Below are 21,239 nucleotides of genomic sequence, written 5' to 3' on the forward strand. Positions count from 1 at the left end.
AAAGAGGTAAACTATGTCAAAAACAAGACTCTATGTTATCCGTCATGGCAAGACCATGTTCAATACTATCGGCCGGGCTCAAGGTTGGTCTGATACCCCGCTGACTGCTAAGGGGGAGCGCGGTATTCGCGAGCTGGGTATCGGATTGCGAGAGTCTGGTTTGCCTTTTGTCAAGGCTTTTTCCAGTGATAGTGGTCGGACCATTCAGACCATGGGGATTATCCTAGAGGAGCTGGGCCTGACTGGTCAGATTCCCTATCGCTATGACAAGCGCATCCGGGAGTGGTGTTTCGGCAGTTTTGATGGTGCTTATGGTGGTGAGCTCTTTCATGGCGTTATCCCACGAGTTCTTAAGACGGATAATTACAAAGAACTCAGTTGGCCGGATTTGGCGAATGGCCTGGTAGAAGTGGATTCAGCTGGCTGGGCTGAACCTTGGGACAAGCTTAGCGGTCGAATTTTAGAAGGATTTGAAGCCATTGCTAGAGAGGTGGAGTCCTCAGGCGGTGGCAATGCTCTGGTCGTCAGCCACAGCATGACCATTGGTACCTTGGCTTATCTGGTTGATGAGAATATCACGAAAAATCCTAATGTCGACAATGGCAGTGTCACAGTGCTGGAGTATGAAAATGGCCGCTTTAGCATTCAAGCCCTGGGAGATGTGTCTTACCGTCAGGTCGGAGCAGCCATCTTAGACCGAGAAAATCAAGAATGAGCGGGAGTTTTGAGACTCCCGCTTTTGGCTTTGAAAGCCAGATGGCGCCAATTTCTTCATAAAATGGTATAATATGAAAAGAATAACGGAGGAAATGAAATGGCAAAAACAAGATTATACTTGGTTCGTCATGGCAAAACCATGTTTAATACTATCGGCCGGGCTCAAGGCTGGTCTGATACCCCATTGACTGAAGTTGGGGAACGTGGCATTCATGAGTTGGGCATTGGCCTGAGAGAAGCTGGGCTTGATTTCAAATTGGCCCGTTCCAGCGACAGCGGCCGGACTATTCAGACCATGGGCATTATTCTGGAGGAGCTGGATCTGACTGGTCAGATTCCTTATACCTTTGACAAACGTATTCGCGAATGGTGTTTTGGCAGTTTTGATGGTGGTTATGATGGAGAGCTCTTTATGGGGGTGATGCCTCGGGTTTTCAATATTGAGCATGTTCATCAACTTAGCTATGCTGAGTTGGCAGAAGGTCTTGTAGAAGTCGATACAGCAGGCTGGGCAGAAAATTGGGAAAAGCTCAGCGGCCGAATTTGGGAAGGCTTTTCAGCCATAGCTGAGGAGCTGGAAGCTGGTGGTGGTGGCAATGCTCTTGTAGTCAGCCACGGCATGACCATCGGAACCTTTGTCTATCTAATCAATCGAACTCGGCCTCATGGTTTGGACAATGGTAGTGTGACGGTTGTAGACTATGAAGACGGTAAATTCACAGTAGCTTGCGTCGGAGACATGTCTTATCGAGAGGCCGGTGCCAAAGTAATGGAGGAAGAAGTTGAAGCGCGCTAAACATCGCAAAGAAAAGAGAAAATCGAAGTCTAAGAAGATTGGGTTAACGTTTTTATTGTTAATCGTCTTGTGTCTAGTAGCTGGAGGGACGGTGATTTATTTCCGTCCGTCCTTGTTACAAGATCTGCTTGCAAAGATTCAGTTTTCGGGTTCATCTAGCAGTTCTGCTACGAAAGGCTCTTCTGGCTCAGAGAGCTCGCAGTCTGATTTGCCCAAGGTTTCTTCTACTGATTGGAATTTGATATTGGTCAATCGAGACAACCAGCAAGAAGAAAAAACACCTAATCTGACTCAGATCGGAGAGGTCCAGGTGGACAGCCGCATTGCTGAAAATACTCGGCAATTCCTAGCAGCAGCCCAGGCGATAGCTCCTGAAGAAACTCTAATCTCTGGCTATCGCAGCCGAGCGGAGCAGGAGGAGCTCTATAACGAAAAAGTTGCTGGGGAAGTCGCCAAAGGCTTGTCAAATGAAGAAGCAGTCAGCATCGTGCTGAAGCAGGTGCAGCTTCCAGGAGCCAGCGAACATCAAACGGGCTTGGCTATTGATATGAGTGTTCCAGAAGGTCAGGAGGATGAATTGGCAGCCAAGATTGCTGAGCTAGCTCCACAATATGGCTTTGTCCTTCGCTATCCAGATGGCAAGAGTGACATTACTGGAGTTGACTTTGAGAACTGGCATTACCGCTATGTCGGTGTGGAGAATGCCCGGTATATGCAGAAGCATAATCTGGTTCTGGAAGAATATATCGCCCTACTCAAGGAAGCAGGAAAATAAAAAAGTAAGTCAGGATTTCCTGGCTTTTTTTATGCTGATTTATCAGGATGCAGGTCTCTAATCCTTTTAGCTTCTGATCAAATCAGCTGCAAGTATTGATAGATAAAAATGAATTACTTTTTGTAAAAAAATATTTATAAATCCTTGACAACTATATCGGACTGCGATATAATTTTTTATATCAAGGTTCGATATATCGAGGTGAAAGTGAGATGAGAAGATGAGTGGATTGACAGAAAAGCTTAGGAGAGTCTATGTGCCAATGACAGAGACAGGTTTTTATATCCTCTTCTGTCTTCAGAAAGAAAGGCATGGCTACAGTATTACTCAAAAAGTCAAGCAATTGACAGAAGGACAGCTATCTATCAGCCCGGGAACCATGTACGGGACTTTGGCAAAGATGGAGAAAGATGGCCTGATTGCCTTTGTTCGTGAGGAAGAAAAGAGAAAGCTCTATTCTATCACTGAGCTTGGGAGGCAGATTTTAGAGTTGGAAATCCAGCGGATTGAGCGCCTTTACCGCAATAGTAAGGAGGAAGTTTGATGGAAAAGAAAATTGTCTATAAAATCTTTACCATTGCAGACTATGACAGAGAAGCAGCTTATTTTAAACAAATGCACAGCCAAGGCTGGAAATTGAAAAAAGTAAGTTATTCTCCCTTTCTTGTTGCGGTTCGCTATACTTTTGAAGTCTGTCCGCCTCAGGAAGTGGCCTATCAATTAGATTTTCGCCCCATGAAGAAGGCGGAGCAAGAATCCTATTATCAACTGTTTGAGGATTGTGGCTGGGAGCATATTACAAACTTTAATCAGTTCTCTTATTTCCGCAAACCGGTTTCTCAGCTTGATGCAGACAGCGATCTTGAAATCTATAATGACGCATGGTCTAAGCTAGAAATGGTCAAGCGTTTGCTTGTATGGAGGTTTTTACCAGCCATCATGGTTTTGTGTGTCACTACCTATCTCATTCTAGATATTTCCCAGAAAAGTTTGAAAGCAAGTCTATTATTCAAATCAATCTTAGCAATAGACTGTCTTATATTGCTCATTCTGTTTTGCCAACTGGTCCATATTGCCTTGCGTTTTTGGAAAATGAGGCAGGAATTGAAAGACTGATTGCAGTTTTGTTAAATACTGTTGTGAAAGCGAGGAAAACAATGAACAAGACCATTATTGAAGTGCAAGGCTTGAAAAAGAAGTTCAAGGAGCAAGAAGCCCTGGCAGGAATCGATTTTTCCATCCGAGAGGGAGAGATTTTTGGCTTTCTAGGGCCTTCTGGATCTGGTAAAACCACGACTATCAATATTTTGACTGGTCAGTTGTCTGCGGATGCTGGATCAGCTCATGTGCTGTCTGCACCGGTTGAGGATTTGAAGGCAGAAGTGCTGGAGCAGATTGGGATTGTCAGCGATGGCAGTGGTTTTTATGAAAAGATGTCACTTTATAAAAATCTCAAGGCATATGCTATGCTCTTTGGGGTTAAGATGACAGAAGTCGATGAACTTCTCCGAAAAGTGGGACTCTATGATAGTCGCAACAAGGTGGCTGAAAAACTATCTACGGGTATGAAGCAGCGCATGTTACTGGTGCGTGCCTTGATTAATCAACCTAAATTGCTCTTCTTGGATGAGCCAACCAGTGGTTTGGATCCGTCAACCTCTCGCACCATTCATGAACTACTGCTAGAACTAAAAGCTCAGGGGACAACTATTTTTCTGACGACTCATGATATGCAGGAAGCTACCCTCTTGTGTGATCGCTTGGCCTTGCTAAGTAAAGGAAAACTAGTCGAAGTAGGCAGTCCACATGAGATAATCCAAAAGTATAATACAGATAAGAAGGTTCGTTTAGAATATGAAGATTTGACGACTAAGACGGTGGCTTTTGAAGAACTGCATGGAGGCATGGATTTGGCCAATGTTATCAGTATTCATTCCTGCGAACCAACTTTGGAAGATGTTTTCATCACGTTGACAGGAGGTACCTTAAATGTCTAATAAATTAAAAGGTATGATTTGGCTAAGAGGTCAAGTGACGCTAGCTAATAAAAGTATTCTGTTGCAAGTTTTCATGCCGATTTTCCTTATTTTTCTCTATAAATTTATTTTTTCTCTGAATGGAGCAGGTAAGGAAATTGGAGCGGATAAACTAGCTACTATGTTGCTTACTATCTCTCTGCCCTTTTCTCTAGCCATGTCAGTTGGAACCCCCATTATCATCATCCTAGCTGAGGAGAGGGAAAAACATAATTTGCAAAGTTTGCGCTTGGCTGGTGTGACAGCTGGTCAATACATTCTCTCCGCTTTAATCTGGCCGGCGATTATTGGGATTTTTTACATCGTCATTACCCCAATTTTGGTGGGAGCCAAGCTCTCTCATCATCTGTTCAGCTATAGTTTGGTTCTCTTATTGACCATGCTGGTCTTAATTTTCTTCTTTTTAATGGTTGGCTTGTTTTGTAAAAATCAGGTCATGGCACAATCCCTTAGTGTTCCAGCCATGCTCTTGGCGGCATTTATTCCTATGTTTTCAAATATGAGCGAGGATTTATTTAAGGTGCTGCGTTATAGTTTTATGGGTCTCTTTACTAGCTACATGAGAGATTGGTCTCATTTCCATTTATGGAGCGGAGAATTCTTGGCTCTTGTAGTTTGGTTGCTTCTTTTTGCAGGAATTTCTTTCTATTTGATGCGCCGTTTGCAAATTTTGGACGACTAATCTAGGTCGCCAGACCGATTTTTAGCACTCTTGTAAAAAGAGTGCTAATTTTTTGAGTTTTTGTCTTGACTTTGGAGTAGAAGAGTGTATAATAGAATCATGAGTTAGCACTCGAGATGGTTGAGTGCTAATCAACAGCAGAATCTTGATTGGAGGTGATGCCGTGGTCACGGAGCGTCAAAATGAGATTTTGAATTTGATTATTGATATCTTTACCAAGACCCACGAGCCGGTCGGCTCCAAAGCCCTACAAGATTCTATCAATTCCAGTAGTGCCACTATCCGAAATGATATGGCAGCTTTGGAAAAGCAGGGGCTTCTTGAAAAGGCGCATACGTCCAGCGGCCGTAAGCCTAGCGTGGCTGGTTTTCAGTACTTTGTCAAGCATTCTCTGTCCTTTGATCGTCTCGCTGAGAATGAACTTTATGAGGTTATCAAAGCCTTTGACCATGAGTTTTTCAACTTGGAGGACATTCTTCAACAGGCAGCAGACCTTTTGACCAAGCTCAGTGGATGCACGGTTGTTGCACTGGATGTAGAACCCAGTCGGCAGCGTTTGACAGCTTTTGATATCGTTGTGCTCAGTCAGCACACGGCTCTGGCAGTCTTCACCTTGGATGAGTCAAATACCATCACCAGTCAGTTTATGATTCCGCGCAACTTCCTAAGAGAAGACCTGGATAGGCTTAAAGGCCTGGTAAGAGAGCGGTTCTTGGGACAGACAGTGTTGGACATCCATTATAAGATTCGGACGGAAATTCCGCAGATTATCCAGCGCTATTTCACTACGACGGACAATGTCATCCAGCTCTTTGAGCATATCTTTGGTGATATTTTCAAGGAAAATGTGATTCTGTCTGGCAAGGTTCAGCTCCTGGAATTTTCAGATCTGTCAGCTTATCAGTTTTTTGATGACCCGCAGAAAGTAGCCTTTGAAATTCGCGACAGTTTGGCCGAAGATCAGATGCAAAGCGTGCGCGTTGCAGACAGTAGAGAAAGCTGTTTAGCTGATTTGACACTAATTTCCAGCAAATTCCTGATTCCTTATCGAGGCTTCGGAGTACTGTCAGTTGTCGGTCCAGTCAATCTTGACTACCAGCGGCTGGTCAGCCAGATGAATGTCGTCAACCGCGTGCTGACTATGAAACTAACCGACTTCTATCGCTATCTGAGCAGCAATCACTATGAAGTCCATTAAATATAGTATAAATATTCCTAAAAAGGAGGTGCCTTGTGGCAAAACATAAGCAAGAAGAACATCCAGAAGATGTGGAAGTAAAAGAGGAAGCTGTAGAAACAGCTGAGCAGGCTGAATCAGCAAGCCCTGAAAAATCAGAGTTAGAACTAGCTAATGAGCGAGCAGAAGATTTTGAAAACAAATATCTCCGTGCTCATGCAGAAATGCAGAACATCCAGCGCCGAGCAAATGAAGAACGCCAGCAGCTGCAAAGATACCGTAGCCAGGACTTGGCAAAAGCTATCTTGCCTTCGATAGATAATCTGGAGCGCGCGCTTGCCGTTGAAGGTCTGACAGATGATGTCAAAAAGGGGCTGGAAATGGTGCAGGAAAGCTTGATTCATGCTCTCAAAGAAGAGGGCATCGAAGAAATTCCAGCTGACGGAGCTTTTGACCATAACTATCATATGGCCATTCAAACAGTTCCAGCTGATGATGAGCACCCAGCTGACACTATCGCGCAGGTCTTCCAAAAAGGCTACAAACTTCATGACCGTATCCTGCGCCCAGCAATGGTAGTGGTCTATAACTAGGCTAGAAAACTTGAAAAATCTTGTCCGAAACGACAATAAACTATGAAGAAAGATAAAAAATTGTTCAGCTTTGCAATAGTGAGCGAAGCGAACCAAAGACGATACTCTTCGCCGTGGCGCTATTCGCGCAAACTTTGAGACCTTAGGCTCAAAGTTTAGTCAAAGAGATTGATAAAGTCAAGCTCTGACGGCGCCGCCACCTAAGAAGAGTACCAAAAAGAAGATAGAATATAAAATTTAAGGAGAAAAACACATGTCTAAAATTATCGGTATTGACTTAGGTACAACAAACTCAGCAGTTGCAGTTCTTGAAGGAACTGAAAGCAAAATCATTGCAAATCCAGAAGGAAATCGTACAACCCCATCTGTAGTGTCATTCAAAAATGGTGAAATCATCGTTGGTGATGCGGCAAAACGTCAAGCAGTGACAAACCCAGATACAATCATTTCCATTAAATCAAAAATGGGAACATCTGAAAAAGTAGCTGCTAACGGCAAAGAATACACTCCGCAAGAAATCTCAGCTATGATTCTGCAATACTTGAAAGGCTATGCAGAAGAATATCTTGGTGAAAAAGTAACCAAAGCGGTTATCACAGTGCCAGCTTACTTTAACGATGCACAACGTCAAGCGACTAAAGACGCTGGTAAAATCGCTGGTCTTGAAGTAGAACGTATCGTCAACGAACCAACTGCAGCAGCCCTTGCTTATGGTCTTGACAAACAAGATAAAGAAGAAAAAATCTTGGTCTTTGACTTGGGTGGCGGTACCTTTGACGTTTCAATCCTTGAGTTGGGTGATGGTGTCTTTGATGTACTGGCAACTGCTGGTGACAACAAACTCGGTGGTGACGACTTTGACCAAAAGATTATCGACCACATGGTAGCTGAGTTCAAGAAAGAAAATGGCATCGACTTGTCAAATGACAAGATGGCGCTTCAACGTTTGAAAGATGCAGCTGAAAAGGCTAAGAAAGACCTTTCAGGTGTGACTTCTACTCAAATCAGCTTGCCGTTTATCACAGCTGGCGACGCTGGACCTCTCCACTTGGAAATGACTCTGACTCGTGCCAAATTCGACGATTTGACTCGTGATTTGGTAGAGCGCACTAAAGAACCAGTTCGCCGTGCTCTTTCTGACGCAGGCTTGAGCTTGTCAGAAATCGACGAAGTAATCTTGGTTGGTGGTTCAACTCGTATTCCTGCAGTTGTGGAAGCTGTTAAGGCTGAAACTGGTAAGGAACCAAACAAATCAGTGAACCCTGACGAAGTAGTTGCTATGGGTGCTGCTATCCAAGGTGGTGTTATCACTGGTGATGTTAAAGACGTTGTCCTTCTTGACGTAACACCATTGTCACTTGGTATCGAAACAATGGGTGGTGTCTTCACTAAGCTGATTGACCGCAACACAACAATTCCAACTTCTAAATCACAAGTCTTCTCTACAGCAGCGGACAACCAACCAGCCGTTGATATCCATGTTCTTCAAGGTGAACGCCCAATGGCAGCAGACAACAAGACTCTGGGACGTTTCCAATTGACAGATATCCCAGCTGCTCCTCGTGGAATCCCTCAAATCGAAGTAACCTTTGACATCGATAAGAACGGTATCGTGTCTGTTAAGGCTAAAGACCTTGGAACTCAAAAAGAACAACACATTGTTATCCAATCTAACAGCGGCCTGACTGACGAAGAAATCGACCGCATGATGAAGGATGCAGAAGCGAACGCAGAAGCAGATAAGAAACGTAAAGAAGAAGTTGATCTTCGTAACGAAGTTGACCAAGCTATCTTTGCGACTGAAAAGACTATCAAGGAAACAGAAGGCAAAGGCTTCGACGCAGAGCGTGACGCTGCCCAAGCTGCTCTTGATGAACTTAAGAAAGCGCAAGAAGACAATAACTTGGACGACATGAAAGCGAAATTGGAAGCTCTTAATGAAAAAGCTCAAGCACTGGCAGTGAAACTCTATGAGCAAGCTGCTGCGGCTCAACAAGCCCAAGCAGGAGCAGAAGGAGCTGAAAACGCGGGCTCAACTAAAGCAGACGACGATGTCGTAGACGGAGAGTTTACGGAGAAATAGGCGGTGAGATAGAACTAAAAATTGAAAGTTTTTAGTTCGTAGTCGAACCCCCGCGAGGATGATTAGGATTTTTGGGAGTCTGAAAGACGAACCTAAAATCCAATCAGCTACCGCGTCAAAAATTTTTCGAAAAATATTGTTTTGAAAATTTCGCGTCGTAATGATAGGAAGAAATCCAGAGGTTGCAACCCAGCCTCTGTTTTTCGCTAAACTAGAGGGTGACGCTGATGAAGAAAGTGCTCTGTTTAATTTATCCTAATTTTTCACTTTATGAAGTAGTTGGTCTGACCAGTACTTTAGCTCTATCTTTTGGTGTTGAGGTTGATTATGTTGGTACAGATAGAAATGTTATAAGATCGGAAGATGGACTTCCCTGTCAACCTACTAGAACACTGGATGAAGTAGTTATCGAAGACTATTCTTGTGTCATTTTGCCAGGAATGATAAATATTGTCCCTGCTCTGCATGATGAAAAATTGATTTCTTTCCTAAGAAGTTTGAAGCAGCAAGAGATTTTAATTACAGCTATTTCCTCAGCGCCCATTTTATTGGCGAAAGCAGGTTTGTTGAAGGACGCTAAATTTACTGGTGGGATTTGGCAAAACTTTTTTGACTATTTTGAATTTCTTCCACGGGAGAATTTCAAAGCTAAAGCGGTCCTGCAAAATAAGAACATCATTACGGCTGTTGGCTTTGCACATCAAGCGTTTGCGAGAAAAGTGCTTCTTAGTCTAGGTTTGGTAGATAATGCTGACAACTATTTTAAAGAACGGAATCAATATTCGGAAGAGGACTTGATATTCACTTTATCAGAAGAAGAGTTTGCTGAAATGAAGCATGAATTTGAAAATACCCTCTGATCGATATTTTCTAAAATTTAAAGAAAGGAACTGAACCCGACCTAAATTCTCGGAAAAAAGAGAAATCAGCCTAGGAGCATCGCTCCGTCGCCTGATTTCCTATTTTTCAGTCGAATTTTACGGTCTTGGTATCTTATATGAACAATACAGAATATTATGACCGTCTAGGTGTCTCTAAGAATGCTTCTCAGGATGAGATCAAGAGAGCCTATCGGAAATTATCTAAAAAGTACCACCCCGATATTAATAAGGAAGCTGGGGCGGAGGACAAATACAAAGAAGTCCAAGAGGCTTATGAAACGCTGAGCGACGAGCAAAAGCGGGCAGCCTATGATCAATACGGTGCAGCGGGAGCTAATGGTGGCTTTGGCGGCGGTGCAGGCGGCTTCGGTGGTTTTGATGGATCCGGCTTTGGGGGCTTCGAAGACATCTTCTCTAGCTTCTTCGGTGGAGGTGCTTCGCGTAATCCTAATGCTCCGCGCCAAGGGGACGATCTCCAGTATCGTGTAAATCTCCGCTTTGAAGAAGCCATTTTCGGAGCTGAGAAGGAAATCAAGTATAACCGCGAAGCGACTTGTCGTACCTGTGACGGGTCTGGTGCTAAGCCAGGAACTAGTCCTGTTACCTGTGGCCGCTGCCATGGCTCAGGTGTCATCAATGTTGATACCCAGACACCGCTTGGCATGATGCGTCGCCAAGTGACCTGTGATGTCTGTCATGGCCGAGGAAAAGAAATCAAAAGTCCTTGTGAAACCTGTCACGGAACGGGGCATGAAAAACAGGCTCACAGCGTTAAGGTGAAAATCCCTGCTGGTGTGGAAACTGGTCAGCAGGTTCGTCTGTCTGGTCAAGGTGAAGCGGGCTTTAATGGCGGTCCTTATGGAGATCTTTACGTCGTGGTCCAAGTTGAGCCGAGTGATAAGTTTGAGCGAGATGGCTCTACCATTTACTACAAGCTCAATCTCAACTTTGTCCAAGCAGCTCTTGGTGACAGTGTGGATATTCCAACTGTTCACGGGGATGTGGAGCTGAATATCCCAGAAGGAACACAGACTGGCAAGCGTTTCCGCCTGCGTGGCAAGGGAGCACCGAGTCTGCGTGGTGGAAGCATGGGTGACCAGTATGTTACTGTCAATGTTGTGACACCGACTGGCCTCAACGACCGTCAAAAAGCGGCCCTCAAAGAATTTGCGGAAGCTGGCAATATCTCGGTCAATCCTAAGAAAAAAGGCTTCTTCGACAAAATGAAAGATGCCTTGGAAGATTTGTAATCATATAAAAAGGAGCAGCCTAATGCTGTTCTTTTTATGTTTTCTAGAAGGACATTTGGCAAATCTAGTCAAGTAAGAGAGCAGCTCTAATCAGCCTTTTAATTAAAAGAAATTCACAATAAAAAGCGTAAAGAGATTTTCTCTATTTACTTTTACAAAAATTAATTGTTTTTTTAAGTAAAATCTATTGTAAAAATTTCCTAAAAGATATATGATAATACTATATGTATAAAACGCATCTTTTTAGCCTGCTGGGGAGTTGGCTAGGGAGATATTGGGAGATTAGCTTTATACATTTTAGGAAAAAGGGGATTTATAAAGTGAAACGTTTTGAAAAAGTGCAGGAGCGAATTCAGAAATATTCGATTCGCAAATTGTCTGTCGGTGTGGGCTCAGTTGCCATTGCAGCTCTGATTTTTGGGAGCTTTTTGTCCAGCTCGACTGTTGCTGCAGATGAAGTAGGAGACGGTGCGACTGCTCACTATACTTTTGTTGAAGAGCAAGAGCTAACAGAGCAGGAAAAAGGGCTGATTAAGAAAGGTCTGCCTGAAAATCTGCAAACAGGGGAAAATTATTACTTGATTTATCGGAAGCAAGATGGGCAAGCTGTCTTGCCGCGTACAGGAAATAATGGTCAGCCGCTTCTCGGCTTATTTGCGGGAACGGCTATTTTGGCTGTCTTGGTATTCTCACGAAAGAAATCTGGTAAGTTACTAGGAGTGCTTTTGCTAGGTAGCTTGGGACAAACTGTGTTACAGTCTCCTCAAGCGTTTGCGCTAGAAAATCGGGAATTGCTTTCATATAACCGTCAAGTTGCGGTTTCGTCAACAGTTTCTGAAGCAGATGTGACTATTGCAGGCTATAACTATATCGGTTACTTTACCGCTTCTGATTTGCGTACTTTGACAGAGACCAAGATAACCTCTTTGCCAGCTGGTCAAGAGGCTCAAGCGCAAGCAGAAGTGTCAGAAGCTGCAAAAGAGGATTCTGATTCTATTGATCGAGCTGCTCAAGCAGGGGTGCTGTATCAGCTGAATCCTGATGAAAGTGATTCTGGCCATATAGGGAATCTTCCAACTCCAGCTCCAACTCCAAATCTTAGTCCAGCTCCTCAGCCGTCAAATCCACCTATAGAAACGGCAAAAGGGGAAAGTTTACAAGAACCTGCCTTGCCAGAGTACAGCGGTGCTGTGAACGGTGAGTCGCTAGTTCAAGCGGAAACTCCAGTCTATACTGCCCCAGTTGGTACAGTTGGAGACACGGCTCCAGTTGAGCCCGCCCTCCCAGAATACACAGGCGGCGTTAATGGCGAATCGCTAGTTCAAGCAGACAATCCGGTCTATGATGCTCCAGTAGCTACAGTTAGTGACGTGGCTCCGGTTGAGCCCGCCCTCCCAGAATATACAGGCGGCGTTAACGGCGAATCGGCAGTTCAAGCAGACAATCCAGTCTATGATGCTCCAGTAGCTACAGTTAGTGACGTGGCTCCAGTTGAGCCAGCTTTGCCAGAATACACAGGTGGCGTTAATGGTGAGTCAACAGTTCAGCCAGAACAGCCTAGTCTGCATACAGACATCAAGCTAGAAACGATTGAACCTCAAGTTGTCAACAAGACTGATGATAGCAAGTATCTTGATGAGGAGACCACTGTCGATGGAACTCCAGGACAAAAAGAAATTGTAACCAGCTATGAAGTCTTGGACGGAAATCGCATATCGGAGCCACAAACAACTGAAAGAATCTTGCATGAAGCAGTTAATACAGTGGTCACTCGGGGTAGCAAGGCTCGCATCAATAAAGAAGAATTAAGCAAGCAGCTAGCTTTAGCAGCGGCTGTGGATCCTGCAGTTTACACCAATCAATCCTACCAGCAGCTGCAAGCAATTAAGAATATGGCTGAGTCGGTTTATCAAACTTCGTCAAGTCAAGATGAAGTAGATGCGGGTGTCAACCAACTTAAGCAGGCTTTGGCCGACTTATTGGCCCTTAAAGCAGCACCAACTCTGACTGTTTCAGCGGTTAAGAAGGATGAATTGCAGAAATCAGCTCAGATTCAATACCAGCTGACGGACAGGGATCAAGCCTTTACTAGTGCTCATGTTCGTCTGAAGAAAGATGGCCAGCTGATAGCAGAGCAGAACTTGGCGGCAGGCCAGTTGACTGCTAGCTTCAGTGGTTTGGACTACTATACACCATATAAGATTGAGACGACTCTGTCTTATGACTTAGGAAATGGCTCTGAAAGTCAGGAATTAGCTCAAGAGACAGTCCAGCTTGACCTGAAGAAGGTAGAGCTCAAATCGATTACTAATGTCTCCTTGATGAAGGTTGAAAATGGCCAGACAAAATTGATGCCTACTTTGGCTGAAAAACCAGCAAATCTGGACCAATATTATCTGCACTTTACATCCGACCAGTTCAAGGACACTGTACTGCCGGTTACCTCTATTGAGGAAGTGGTCGTTGATAACCAGCCTGTCTTCAAGATTCAGGCTCAGCTGCCAGACTTGCTGCAAAGAAGCGCAACTGGTCTTCAAAACAGCTTTGATTTCTATCTGGAAAAGGCCAAGAAGCGTGAAGGAAATGTCTATTATGACTTCCAAGACCTCCTGGACGGTATCAAGGAAGATCCTTCTGGAACCTTTATTCTGGGCCGCAGTATCAGTGCCAAACTGATTGATAAACCAGCCAACAGCAAGTCTTACCTGCCAGGTGAATTCAAAGGCCAGCTGATTGGTGGGCAAAATGGTGAGCGCCATGCGATTTTAGACTTGGCGCATCCTCTATTTGATACTATTACTGGCGGAACGGTCAAGGATATTGACTTTAAGCGGGTCAATATGGTTTATCCAGATTCGCAAGCGGGCGATACAATTGCGACAATTGCTGCCCGCTTGAAGAATAAAGGAGTAATCGAAAATGTCAATGTCCAAGGATACTTGGAAGGAAGAGACCATATAGCCGGTCTGGTTAACAATATAGAAGGCCAATCTCGAGTTGAAAATGTCTCCTTTAAGGGCCAGATTAAGTCCAAGGGTGGAAACTCTGTCACAGCCGGTATCGCAGGCACCAACGCCATGTCCTTGGTAAGCCGAGCTTATGTCGAAGCAGATATTTGGGTTAAGAGTGGTCAAAATGCAGGTATGCTGGTCGCTCAAAACTTCACTGACTATTCAGGTTCAGGCTGGGGTAATTGGGGCAAGCTAACTCAGTCAGTTGCCAAAGGTAAGTTGGAGGATGCAGCCTCAAGAAATGCGGCTGGTATCGCTGCTTCCATTTGGCCGTATGGAACTATCAATGACACTGTCAGCTATGCTACAGTAGTGAACGGAAAAGAGCTCTTTAGCTCAGATAATGAGATTACCGACGCTTGGATGGGGCAAAAACTCCAAAACCTTTTTGGTGTTCAGGGACACAGCTCTGGAACCAAGACAGGAAAAGATGCCAAGTTCCGTCGCTTGACAGAAGCTGAAGCGGAGCAAAAAGTAAAGAGCTATCGGATTACGGCTCTTGAACAAACCAGCGCAAATGAAGTAACAACTGAGAAGCTAAATGCTGCTATCTTGAGAGCAAGTACTTATCAAGATAAACCAGGATACAAGTCAGAAAATGAACAGCTTTATCAAAACATAGAACGCTTTATGCCTTTCTACAATAAAGAGTTCTTGATTCATGAGGCCAATAAGCTGGTGGACGCTGGTAAGGCGGGCGACCTGTTGACTAAGAAAGTTCTAGCAGTTCAAGCCTTGAAGGGCAACCAGTTTGTTGCTAGCGGAACGGATGCAGATAAGATCTTAGTCCATTTTGCAGACGGAAGCAAGACCATCTACAATCTTCAAAATCAAGCACGATTTGAACAGACGGCTCTGCCAGAATATCAGATTGCAGAGCTTGGTACGGTCTATACTCCAAATCACTCAACGGCGGTCAAAGAAGACTTGCTGACTCAGCTGACAGAGAGCTTGAAGAGTTTTGAACTATACAGTGATGAAGTCTATCGTTCTGTTGGTCTGCCTAATGATAATGATAAGGTCAATAAAGTGAAGCGCCTCTTCTTGGATGAATCTCTGGCTGAGGTGAAAGCCAACTTGCAGGATATGCTTGGTAAGCTCCTGGCCAATGAATGGACAAGATTCCATGCTGACAACCCAGCAGCCAACGAGTCTCTGAAAGCTAAAATCGAAGAGAACAAGACCGCTATCATGCTCGGTCTGACCTACCTCAACCGTTATTACGATCTCAAGTTTGGCGACTATAACCTCAAGGAGCTGGTGCTCTTCAAACCAGACTTCTATGGTGAAAAAGTACCATTGCTGGATCGCTTGATTAAGATTGGTCGTTCGACAGAAAATCAACTGAAAGGGGCAGACAATGTCAATATGTTTGCACGTCAGTTGAAGGCTGAGTCCAAGTCTAGTGATTTGGTTGCTTACTTGGATTACAACCGTCGCCTGCTGACTGACTTTGCAGACATGGATTCTTGGTTCAAGGATGCAACTCGAGGCTTTATTCAGTTTGAAGAGCGCCAGTCAGAAGTAGAGGAGATCAAGTCTGCTAAGTATCGTGTCTTTGACAACCTCAACTCTGAATATTTCAGCAACTATATCCTTCCGCTGCTAACCTTGAAAAATACGCGCTTAGCTATTCTGTCAAACTATAGCACGATGGCCTTTGTCAACAGAGACAAGCGCCGGTCATGGTCTGATGAACGATTTAACGCACGCATCAAGGAAGTAGCGACCCAGCATCGAAATCACGTAGACACTTGGTACAAACTGCTCTCAGATGATATCAAGTCCAGAATGGTCAAGCAAAATGTAACGGCTGTATGGGATGGTTTTGATGTGGAAGGACGTGGCTGGATTGATGTCAACGGAAATGATAATAAGGGCAATCCTTATGCACCATCCCGCGAGTTCTTTAACCTAGTTGGCGGCAGAGCTGGTGGCTGGTACAAGTCAAATGGCTATGGCGCCCACGCTGCTGGTTCAATCCGTGTGAACTTCGAGGCCTTTGACCTCTTGACGGAATACGGTGTGTCCGTCTTCACGCACGAGCTCACCCACGTCAACGATAGAGATATTTATCTGGGCGGCCATGGCAGACGACAAGGTATCGGACCAGAAGGCTATGCCCAAGGGATGCTCCAATCACCTGTTCCTGGTCAGCCAGGCTGGGGTGCTCTTGGTCTCAATATGGCCTTTGATCGTCCAAATGATGGCAGTCTCATTTTCAATAGCTCGCCAAGTCTCTTCAAGAACCGAGCAGACATCGACCATTACATGAAGGGATATAATGATACCCTCATGCTGCTGGATTACCTTGAGGGACAAGCCGTTGTTGCCAAAGGAAATGAAGCAGCAGCCAAATGGTTCAAGAAGGTTGAACCGAAAGTTGTGGATCCTCGAACCCAATACGACGTCGTAAGAGACTTGACGGCAGAGGAGAAAGCGGCCATGTCAGTTTCATCTGTAGAGGACTTGGTTGATCAAGGCTTGCTGTCTAACCGTGCAGTTGACAATCGAACTTATAATCCTGCTGACTATGACTCTAGTTACATTTCTATCGACTTCATGACGGGTATCTATGGTGGCGGTCAAAACAATACTGGAGCGCCAGGAGCCTTGATGTTCAAGCATAATACCTTCAGAATTTGGGGTTACTATGGCTATGAAAAAGGCTTTGTAAGCTATGCTTCCAATAAACACCGCAAGACAGCCAATGAACAAGGTGTGACTGGTTTGAGCGATAACTTTATCATCAAGCAAATTTCTGAAGGCGAATTTGAAACCATGGAAGCCTTCAAGAAAGCTTACTTCAGAAAAGTTGTGGATAAAGCACAAAGCTCAGGTATTAAGCCGGTGACTGTCAACGGAAAAGTCTATAGTACTTATGAAGAACTGAAAGCCGGCTTTGCAGAAGCTGTTGACAAGGATCTGAAGAAGTCTCGTGTCGATGAACGGGCAACCAAGGACTTCAAGTATGCTGTCTTTACGCAATTACTCAAGAACACCAACAGCTTTATGGATGAAAACTCCATTTGGGGTTCCTAAGAAATAGTGTCAGATCTGCTGATGTGTAACTGCAAATAATGACCTTTAGCAATATGCAATCAATAACCCATTTGAATTAGTTCTGTTTGTGTCGTCACTGATAGTCTGATTCAGATGGGTTGTTTTGTTGCATAATGGCAAGTCGGAACAGAAAAAATCCCTGATTCTTAAACGATATTTTAAAAAGATCTGTCCCCGGACAGTTCCTGCTTTTAGGGCTTGCTGGGGGCTTTTTTTCCTGCTAAAATAAACACATGACACGTTATAAAGCGATTATATCCTATGACGGTTATGGCTTTGCTGGCTTTCAGCGACAGCCCCATGCCAGAAGTGTTCAGGAAGAGATTGAAAAGACCCTGACCCGTATCAATAAAGGCCAGCCTGTGGTCATTCATGGAGCGGGCCGGACCGACAGCGGTGTCCATGCTCTGGGCCAGGTGCTGCATTTTGATTTACCAGAAGAGCGGGATGAAGAGAAATTGCGTTTTGCCTTGGATACCCAGACGCCGGAAGATATTGATTTTATTAGTGTGGAGCAGGTGTCGGACGATTTTCACTCTCGCTACAATAAGCACAGCAAGACCTATGAATTTTTGGTGGATATCGGCCGGCCCAAAAATCCTATGATGCGCCATTATGCCACGCATTATCCTTATCCTTTGGAGCTGAGTCTCATAGAAGAAGCGATTGCTCAGTTAGAGGGGACGCATGATTTTACTGGATTTACGGCTTCGGGAACCAGCGTGGAAGACAAGATTCGGACCATTACCGAGGCCAAGGTCCGCTTTGATGCAGAGCGTAATTTTCTAGTCTTTACTTTTTCGGGCAATGGCTTTCTCTACAAGCAAATCCGCAATATGGTCGGTACTCTGCTCAAGATTGGCAACAAGCGCATGCCGGTGGAGCAGATTCAGAGGATATTAGCGGAGAAAGATCGCCATCTGGCAGGGCCAACAGCCGGTCCTAACGGCCTTTATCTAAAGGAGATTCGTTATGAAGAATAAGTTGATTTTAGCCCTTTCGGGCAATGATATTTTCAGCGGCGGCGGGCTACACGCTGATTTGGCTACCTACACAGTCAACGGTTTGCATGGATTCGTAGCTGTGACTTGCCTGACGGCTATGACTGATAAGGGATTTGAGGTCATTCCAGTTGAGGAAGAGGTTTTTGCCCAGCAGTTAGCCAGTCTCAAGGATGTTCCTTTTTCTGCTATTAAGATAGGACTTTTACCCAATCTGGAAATAGCAGAGCAGGTTTTGGCTTTTGTCAAGCAGCATGCGGATATACCAGTTGTGCTGGATCCTGTTCTGGTCTGCAAGGAAAATCATGACTTGGAAGTCAGTGCACTGAGAGAAGAAATCATCAAGTTTTTCCCTTATGTTAGCATCATCACGCCAAATTTGGCAGAAGCTCAGCTATTGACCCAAAAAGAAATCAAAACTCTTGAGGATATGCAGGCTGCAGCCAAGGAGCTCTATGATTTGGGAGCCGAGCATGTGGTGATTAAGGGCGGCAATCGCTTGAGCAAGGAGCGGGCGGTGGATGTTTACTATGACAGTCAAGATTTTGAGGTCATGGAATCGCCAGTGCTGGCCAGCAACAATACCGGAGCAGGCTGCACATTTGCTTCCAGCATTGCCAGTCAGCTGCTTATCGGCAAGTCAGCGCTTGCAGCAGTTCAAGTTTCTAAAGATTTTGTTTACCGAGCGATTCAGCGCTCAGATCAATATGGGGTAGTTCAGTATGAGAAATCATCAAGTTAAAAAATTAGTTATCTTAGCTTTTATCACAGCTCTATCTGTGGTTTTGGGGAATTTTTTAAAAATCCCAACTCCGACAGGATTTTTGACGCTGCTGGATGCAGGGATTTATTTTACAGCCTTCTACTTTGGTCGCAAGGAAGCGGCTATTGTCGGAGGACTCTCAGGTTTTTTGATTGATATGATTGCGGGCTATCCTCAGTGGATGATTTTCAGCCTAATTTGCCACGGACTTCAGGGTTTCTTTGCTGGCTTTGAGGGCAAGAGTCGCTATCTTGGTCTGGTCTTGGCCGCAGGAGCTATGGTCGGTGGCTATGCCCTCTTTGGTAGTATCATGAATGGTGTCGGTGCTGCCCTAGCCGAAATCTTAAGTAATTTTATGCAGAATGCTTTTGGTTTAGCAGTCGGTTTTGCCCTCTACAAAGCCTTCCCAGAGGGTTTGAAAAAGACGATCGCAGTGAAATAAACGAGGTGGGACATGGACTTAGCTAAGATTGGAGCGGAAACTCGTCAGATTGTTCTAGATGTTTTGGACAAGGCTGCCTTGGTCAAGGGAGATATTTTTGTTCTGGGCCTATCTTCTAGTGAGGTTGTCGGAGGCCATATCGGTCAGAATTCCAGTCTGGAAGTCGGACAGGTCATTGTCAAAACCATACTGGATATCTTAGAAGAGAAAGGTATCTTTCTAGCAGTTCAGGGATGTGAGCATCTCAATCGGGCCCTCGTAGTCGAAAGAGCCTTGGCGAACAAGAAGGATTTGGAGATAGTCAATGTTCTGCCTACTCTTCATGCTGGAGGCAGCGGTCAGCTAGCGGCTTTCCAATACATGAAGGATCCTGTTGAGGTGGAGTTTATCGTTGCTCAGGCGGGGCTGGATATTGGCGATACTGCTATCGGTATGCATGTCAAGCACGTGCAGATTCCTATCCGACCGATTCTCAAGGAATTGGGATCTGCCCATGTCACAGCTTTAGCCAGCCGTCCCAAGCTAATTGGCGGCGCCAGAGCGGCCTATACAGAGGATAAAATCAGGAAAGGATAAAAGGAAAAATAATTTTGAAAAAAACTCTAATTATGCTATAATGGGTTGTATTCAATAAATTTTAAGGAGAAATGACAGAATGTCTGTATCATTTGAAAACAAAGAAACAAATCGCGGTCTTTTGACTTTTAGCATCAGTCAAGAGAAAATCAAGCCTGCCTTGGACCGTGTATTTAACTCAGTAAAAAAAGATATTGCTGTACCAGGTTTCCGTAAAGGTCGCCTTCCACGTGCTATCTTCAACCAACGTTTTGGTGAAGAAGCCCTCTACCAAGATGCTTTGAACGCTCTTCTTCCAGAAGCATACGAAGCGGCTGTTAAAGAAGCAGGTATCGAAGTAGTTGCTCAGCCTCAGTTTGATGTTGAGTCTATGGAAAAAGGTCAAGATTGGGTCATCAAAGCTGAAGTAGTCACTAAGCCAGAAGTTAAGCTGGGTGCTTACAAAGACTTGGAAGTAACTGTTGAAGCTACTAAAGAAGTGACTGATGCTGAAGTAGATGAGCGTATTGAGCGTGAGCGCAACAACTTGGCTGAGTTGGTTCTCAAAGAAGGTCCAGCAGCTGACGGTGATACAGTTGTGATTGACTTTGTTGGATCTGTTGACGGCGTTGAATTTGACGGCGGCAAGGGTGACAACTTCTCACTTGGACTTGGCAGTGGTCAATTCATCCCAGGATTTGAAGAGCAGTTGGTTGGCCACAGTGCAGGTGAAACAGTGGATGTTGTCGTAACCTTCCCAGAAGACTATCAAGCAGAAGACTTGGCAGGCAAGGAAGCTAAGTTTGTGACAACTATTCACGAAGTTAAAGAAAAAGAAGTTCCAGCATTGGACGATGAACTTGCAAAAGATATCGACGAAGAAGTGGAAACTCTTGACGAGCTGAAAGAAAAGTACCGCAAAGAATTGTCAGAAGCTAAGGAAACAGCCTATAACGATGCGGTAGAAGCAGCAGCTATTGATCAAGCAGTAGCAAACGCTGAAATCGTTGACTTGCCAGCAGAAATGGTCCACGAAGAAGTGCACCGCGCTGTTAATGAATTCTTGGGCAATATGCAGCGCCAAGGAATCTCACCTGACATGTACTTCCAAATCACTGGCACTACTCAGGAAGACCTGCACAAGCAATACGAAGCAGATGCTGAGTCACGCACTAAGACAAACCTTGTCGTAGAAGCTGTTGCTAAAGCTGAAGGTTTTGAAGCTAGCGCAGAAGAAATCGAAGCAGAAGTAACTTCATTGGCTACAGACTACAACATGGAAGTAGAACGTGTTCGTCAATTGCTGTCAGAAGATATGCTGAAACACGACATCGCTATCAAGAAAGCTGTTGAAGTGATTACTAGCACTGCGAAAGTGAAATAAGCTTCATCATTCAAAATGAGATTATTTGAA

The 21,239-nt window shown here is 44.6% G+C and carries 18 protein-coding genes; all 18 read left to right on the plus strand.

Annotation, left to right across the window (positions count from 1 at the left end):
- Positions 1 to 13 precede the first annotated feature (13 nt).
- Positions 14 to 715, plus strand: coding sequence for a histidine phosphatase family protein (locus tag HMPREF1150_RS03300; protein WP_009660043.1), 702 nt, complete (start codon positions 14 to 16; stop codon positions 713 to 715).
- A gap of 99 nt (positions 716 to 814) precedes the next feature.
- Complete coding sequence (locus HMPREF1150_RS03295) at positions 815 to 1,513, plus strand: histidine phosphatase family protein (protein ID WP_009660033.1); 699 nt, start codon at positions 815 to 817, stop codon at positions 1,511 to 1,513.
- Complete coding sequence (locus tag HMPREF1150_RS03290) at positions 1,500 to 2,288, plus strand: D-alanyl-D-alanine carboxypeptidase family protein (protein WP_032905596.1); 789 nt, start codon at positions 1,500 to 1,502, stop codon at positions 2,286 to 2,288. Before HMPREF1150_RS03295 ends, HMPREF1150_RS03290 begins: the two co-directional genes overlap by 14 nt.
- Positions 2,289 to 2,508: 220 nt before the next feature.
- The gene (locus HMPREF1150_RS03285) at positions 2,509 to 2,832 is read left to right on the plus strand and encodes a PadR family transcriptional regulator (protein ID WP_032905599.1); all 324 of its coding nucleotides are present in this window, start codon (positions 2,509 to 2,511) and stop codon (positions 2,830 to 2,832) included.
- Positions 2,832 to 3,404 (plus strand): DUF2812 domain-containing protein, encoded by a 573-nt coding sequence (locus HMPREF1150_RS03280; RefSeq protein WP_009660093.1) that lies wholly within the window; start codon positions 2,832 to 2,834, stop codon positions 3,402 to 3,404. Before HMPREF1150_RS03285 ends, HMPREF1150_RS03280 begins: the two co-directional genes overlap by 1 nt.
- A 41-nt stretch (positions 3,405 to 3,445) precedes the next feature.
- Complete coding sequence (locus HMPREF1150_RS03275) at positions 3,446 to 4,285, plus strand: ABC transporter ATP-binding protein (protein WP_009660104.1); 840 nt, start codon at positions 3,446 to 3,448, stop codon at positions 4,283 to 4,285.
- Positions 4,278 to 5,006 (plus strand): ABC transporter permease, encoded by a 729-nt coding sequence (locus tag HMPREF1150_RS03270; RefSeq protein ID WP_002911717.1) that lies wholly within the window; start codon positions 4,278 to 4,280, stop codon positions 5,004 to 5,006. Before HMPREF1150_RS03275 ends, HMPREF1150_RS03270 begins: the two co-directional genes overlap by 8 nt.
- Before the next feature lie 163 nt (positions 5,007 to 5,169).
- Positions 5,170 to 6,204, plus strand: coding sequence for a heat-inducible transcriptional repressor HrcA (gene hrcA, locus HMPREF1150_RS03265; RefSeq protein WP_009660105.1), 1,035 nt, complete (start codon positions 5,170 to 5,172; stop codon positions 6,202 to 6,204).
- A 35-nt stretch (positions 6,205 to 6,239) separates the two neighbouring features.
- Entirely contained in the window at positions 6,240 to 6,776 is a 537-nt protein-coding gene (gene grpE / locus HMPREF1150_RS03260) for a nucleotide exchange factor GrpE (RefSeq protein ID WP_002905347.1), read from the plus strand.
- 253 nt (positions 6,777 to 7,029) lie between these two features.
- Complete coding sequence (dnaK, locus tag HMPREF1150_RS03255) at positions 7,030 to 8,859, plus strand: molecular chaperone DnaK (RefSeq protein WP_009660060.1); 1,830 nt, start codon at positions 7,030 to 7,032, stop codon at positions 8,857 to 8,859.
- Positions 8,860 to 9,086: 227 nt separating this feature from the next.
- On the plus strand, positions 9,087 to 9,719 hold the full coding sequence (locus HMPREF1150_RS03250; protein ID WP_009660091.1) for a DJ-1/PfpI family protein: 633 nt from the start codon (positions 9,087 to 9,089) through the stop codon (positions 9,717 to 9,719).
- 137 nt (positions 9,720 to 9,856) lie between these two features.
- Positions 9,857 to 10,990 (plus strand): molecular chaperone DnaJ, encoded by a 1,134-nt coding sequence (gene dnaJ, locus HMPREF1150_RS03245; RefSeq protein WP_002905343.1) that lies wholly within the window; start codon positions 9,857 to 9,859, stop codon positions 10,988 to 10,990.
- A 320-nt stretch (positions 10,991 to 11,310) separates the two neighbouring features.
- The gene (locus HMPREF1150_RS03240) at positions 11,311 to 17,043 is read left to right on the plus strand and encodes a ZmpA/ZmpB/ZmpC family metallo-endopeptidase (RefSeq protein WP_009660078.1); all 5,733 of its coding nucleotides are present in this window, start codon (positions 11,311 to 11,313) and stop codon (positions 17,041 to 17,043) included.
- 254 nt (positions 17,044 to 17,297) lie between these two features.
- Positions 17,298 to 18,047 (plus strand): tRNA pseudouridine(38-40) synthase TruA, encoded by a 750-nt coding sequence (truA, locus tag HMPREF1150_RS03235; protein WP_009660030.1) that lies wholly within the window; start codon positions 17,298 to 17,300, stop codon positions 18,045 to 18,047.
- On the plus strand, positions 18,037 to 18,807 hold the full coding sequence (locus HMPREF1150_RS03230; RefSeq protein ID WP_009660083.1) for a bifunctional hydroxymethylpyrimidine kinase/phosphomethylpyrimidine kinase: 771 nt from the start codon (positions 18,037 to 18,039) through the stop codon (positions 18,805 to 18,807). Before truA ends, HMPREF1150_RS03230 begins: the two co-directional genes overlap by 11 nt.
- A complete protein-coding gene (locus HMPREF1150_RS03225) occupies positions 18,788 to 19,270 on the plus strand; it encodes an ECF transporter S component (protein ID WP_009660028.1) in 483 nt (160 codons plus the stop codon). The genes HMPREF1150_RS03230 and HMPREF1150_RS03225 overlap by 20 nt, the downstream gene beginning before the upstream one ends.
- Positions 19,271 to 19,282: 12 nt before the next feature.
- Positions 19,283 to 19,846 carry a TIGR01440 family protein gene (locus tag HMPREF1150_RS03220; protein WP_009660086.1) on the plus strand — a complete coding sequence of 188 codons (564 nt, stop codon included), beginning with the start codon at positions 19,283 to 19,285 and terminating at the stop codon, positions 19,844 to 19,846.
- A gap of 79 nt (positions 19,847 to 19,925) precedes the next feature.
- A complete protein-coding gene (gene tig, locus HMPREF1150_RS03215) occupies positions 19,926 to 21,209 on the plus strand; it encodes a trigger factor (RefSeq protein ID WP_009660077.1) in 1,284 nt (427 codons plus the stop codon).
- Positions 21,210 to 21,239: the final 30 nt, after the last annotated feature.

The sequence above is a fragment of the Streptococcus sp. AS14 genome (assembly GCF_000286495.1).
Taxonomy (GTDB): Bacteria; Bacillota; Bacilli; order Lactobacillales; family Streptococcaceae; genus Streptococcus; species Streptococcus sanguinis_P.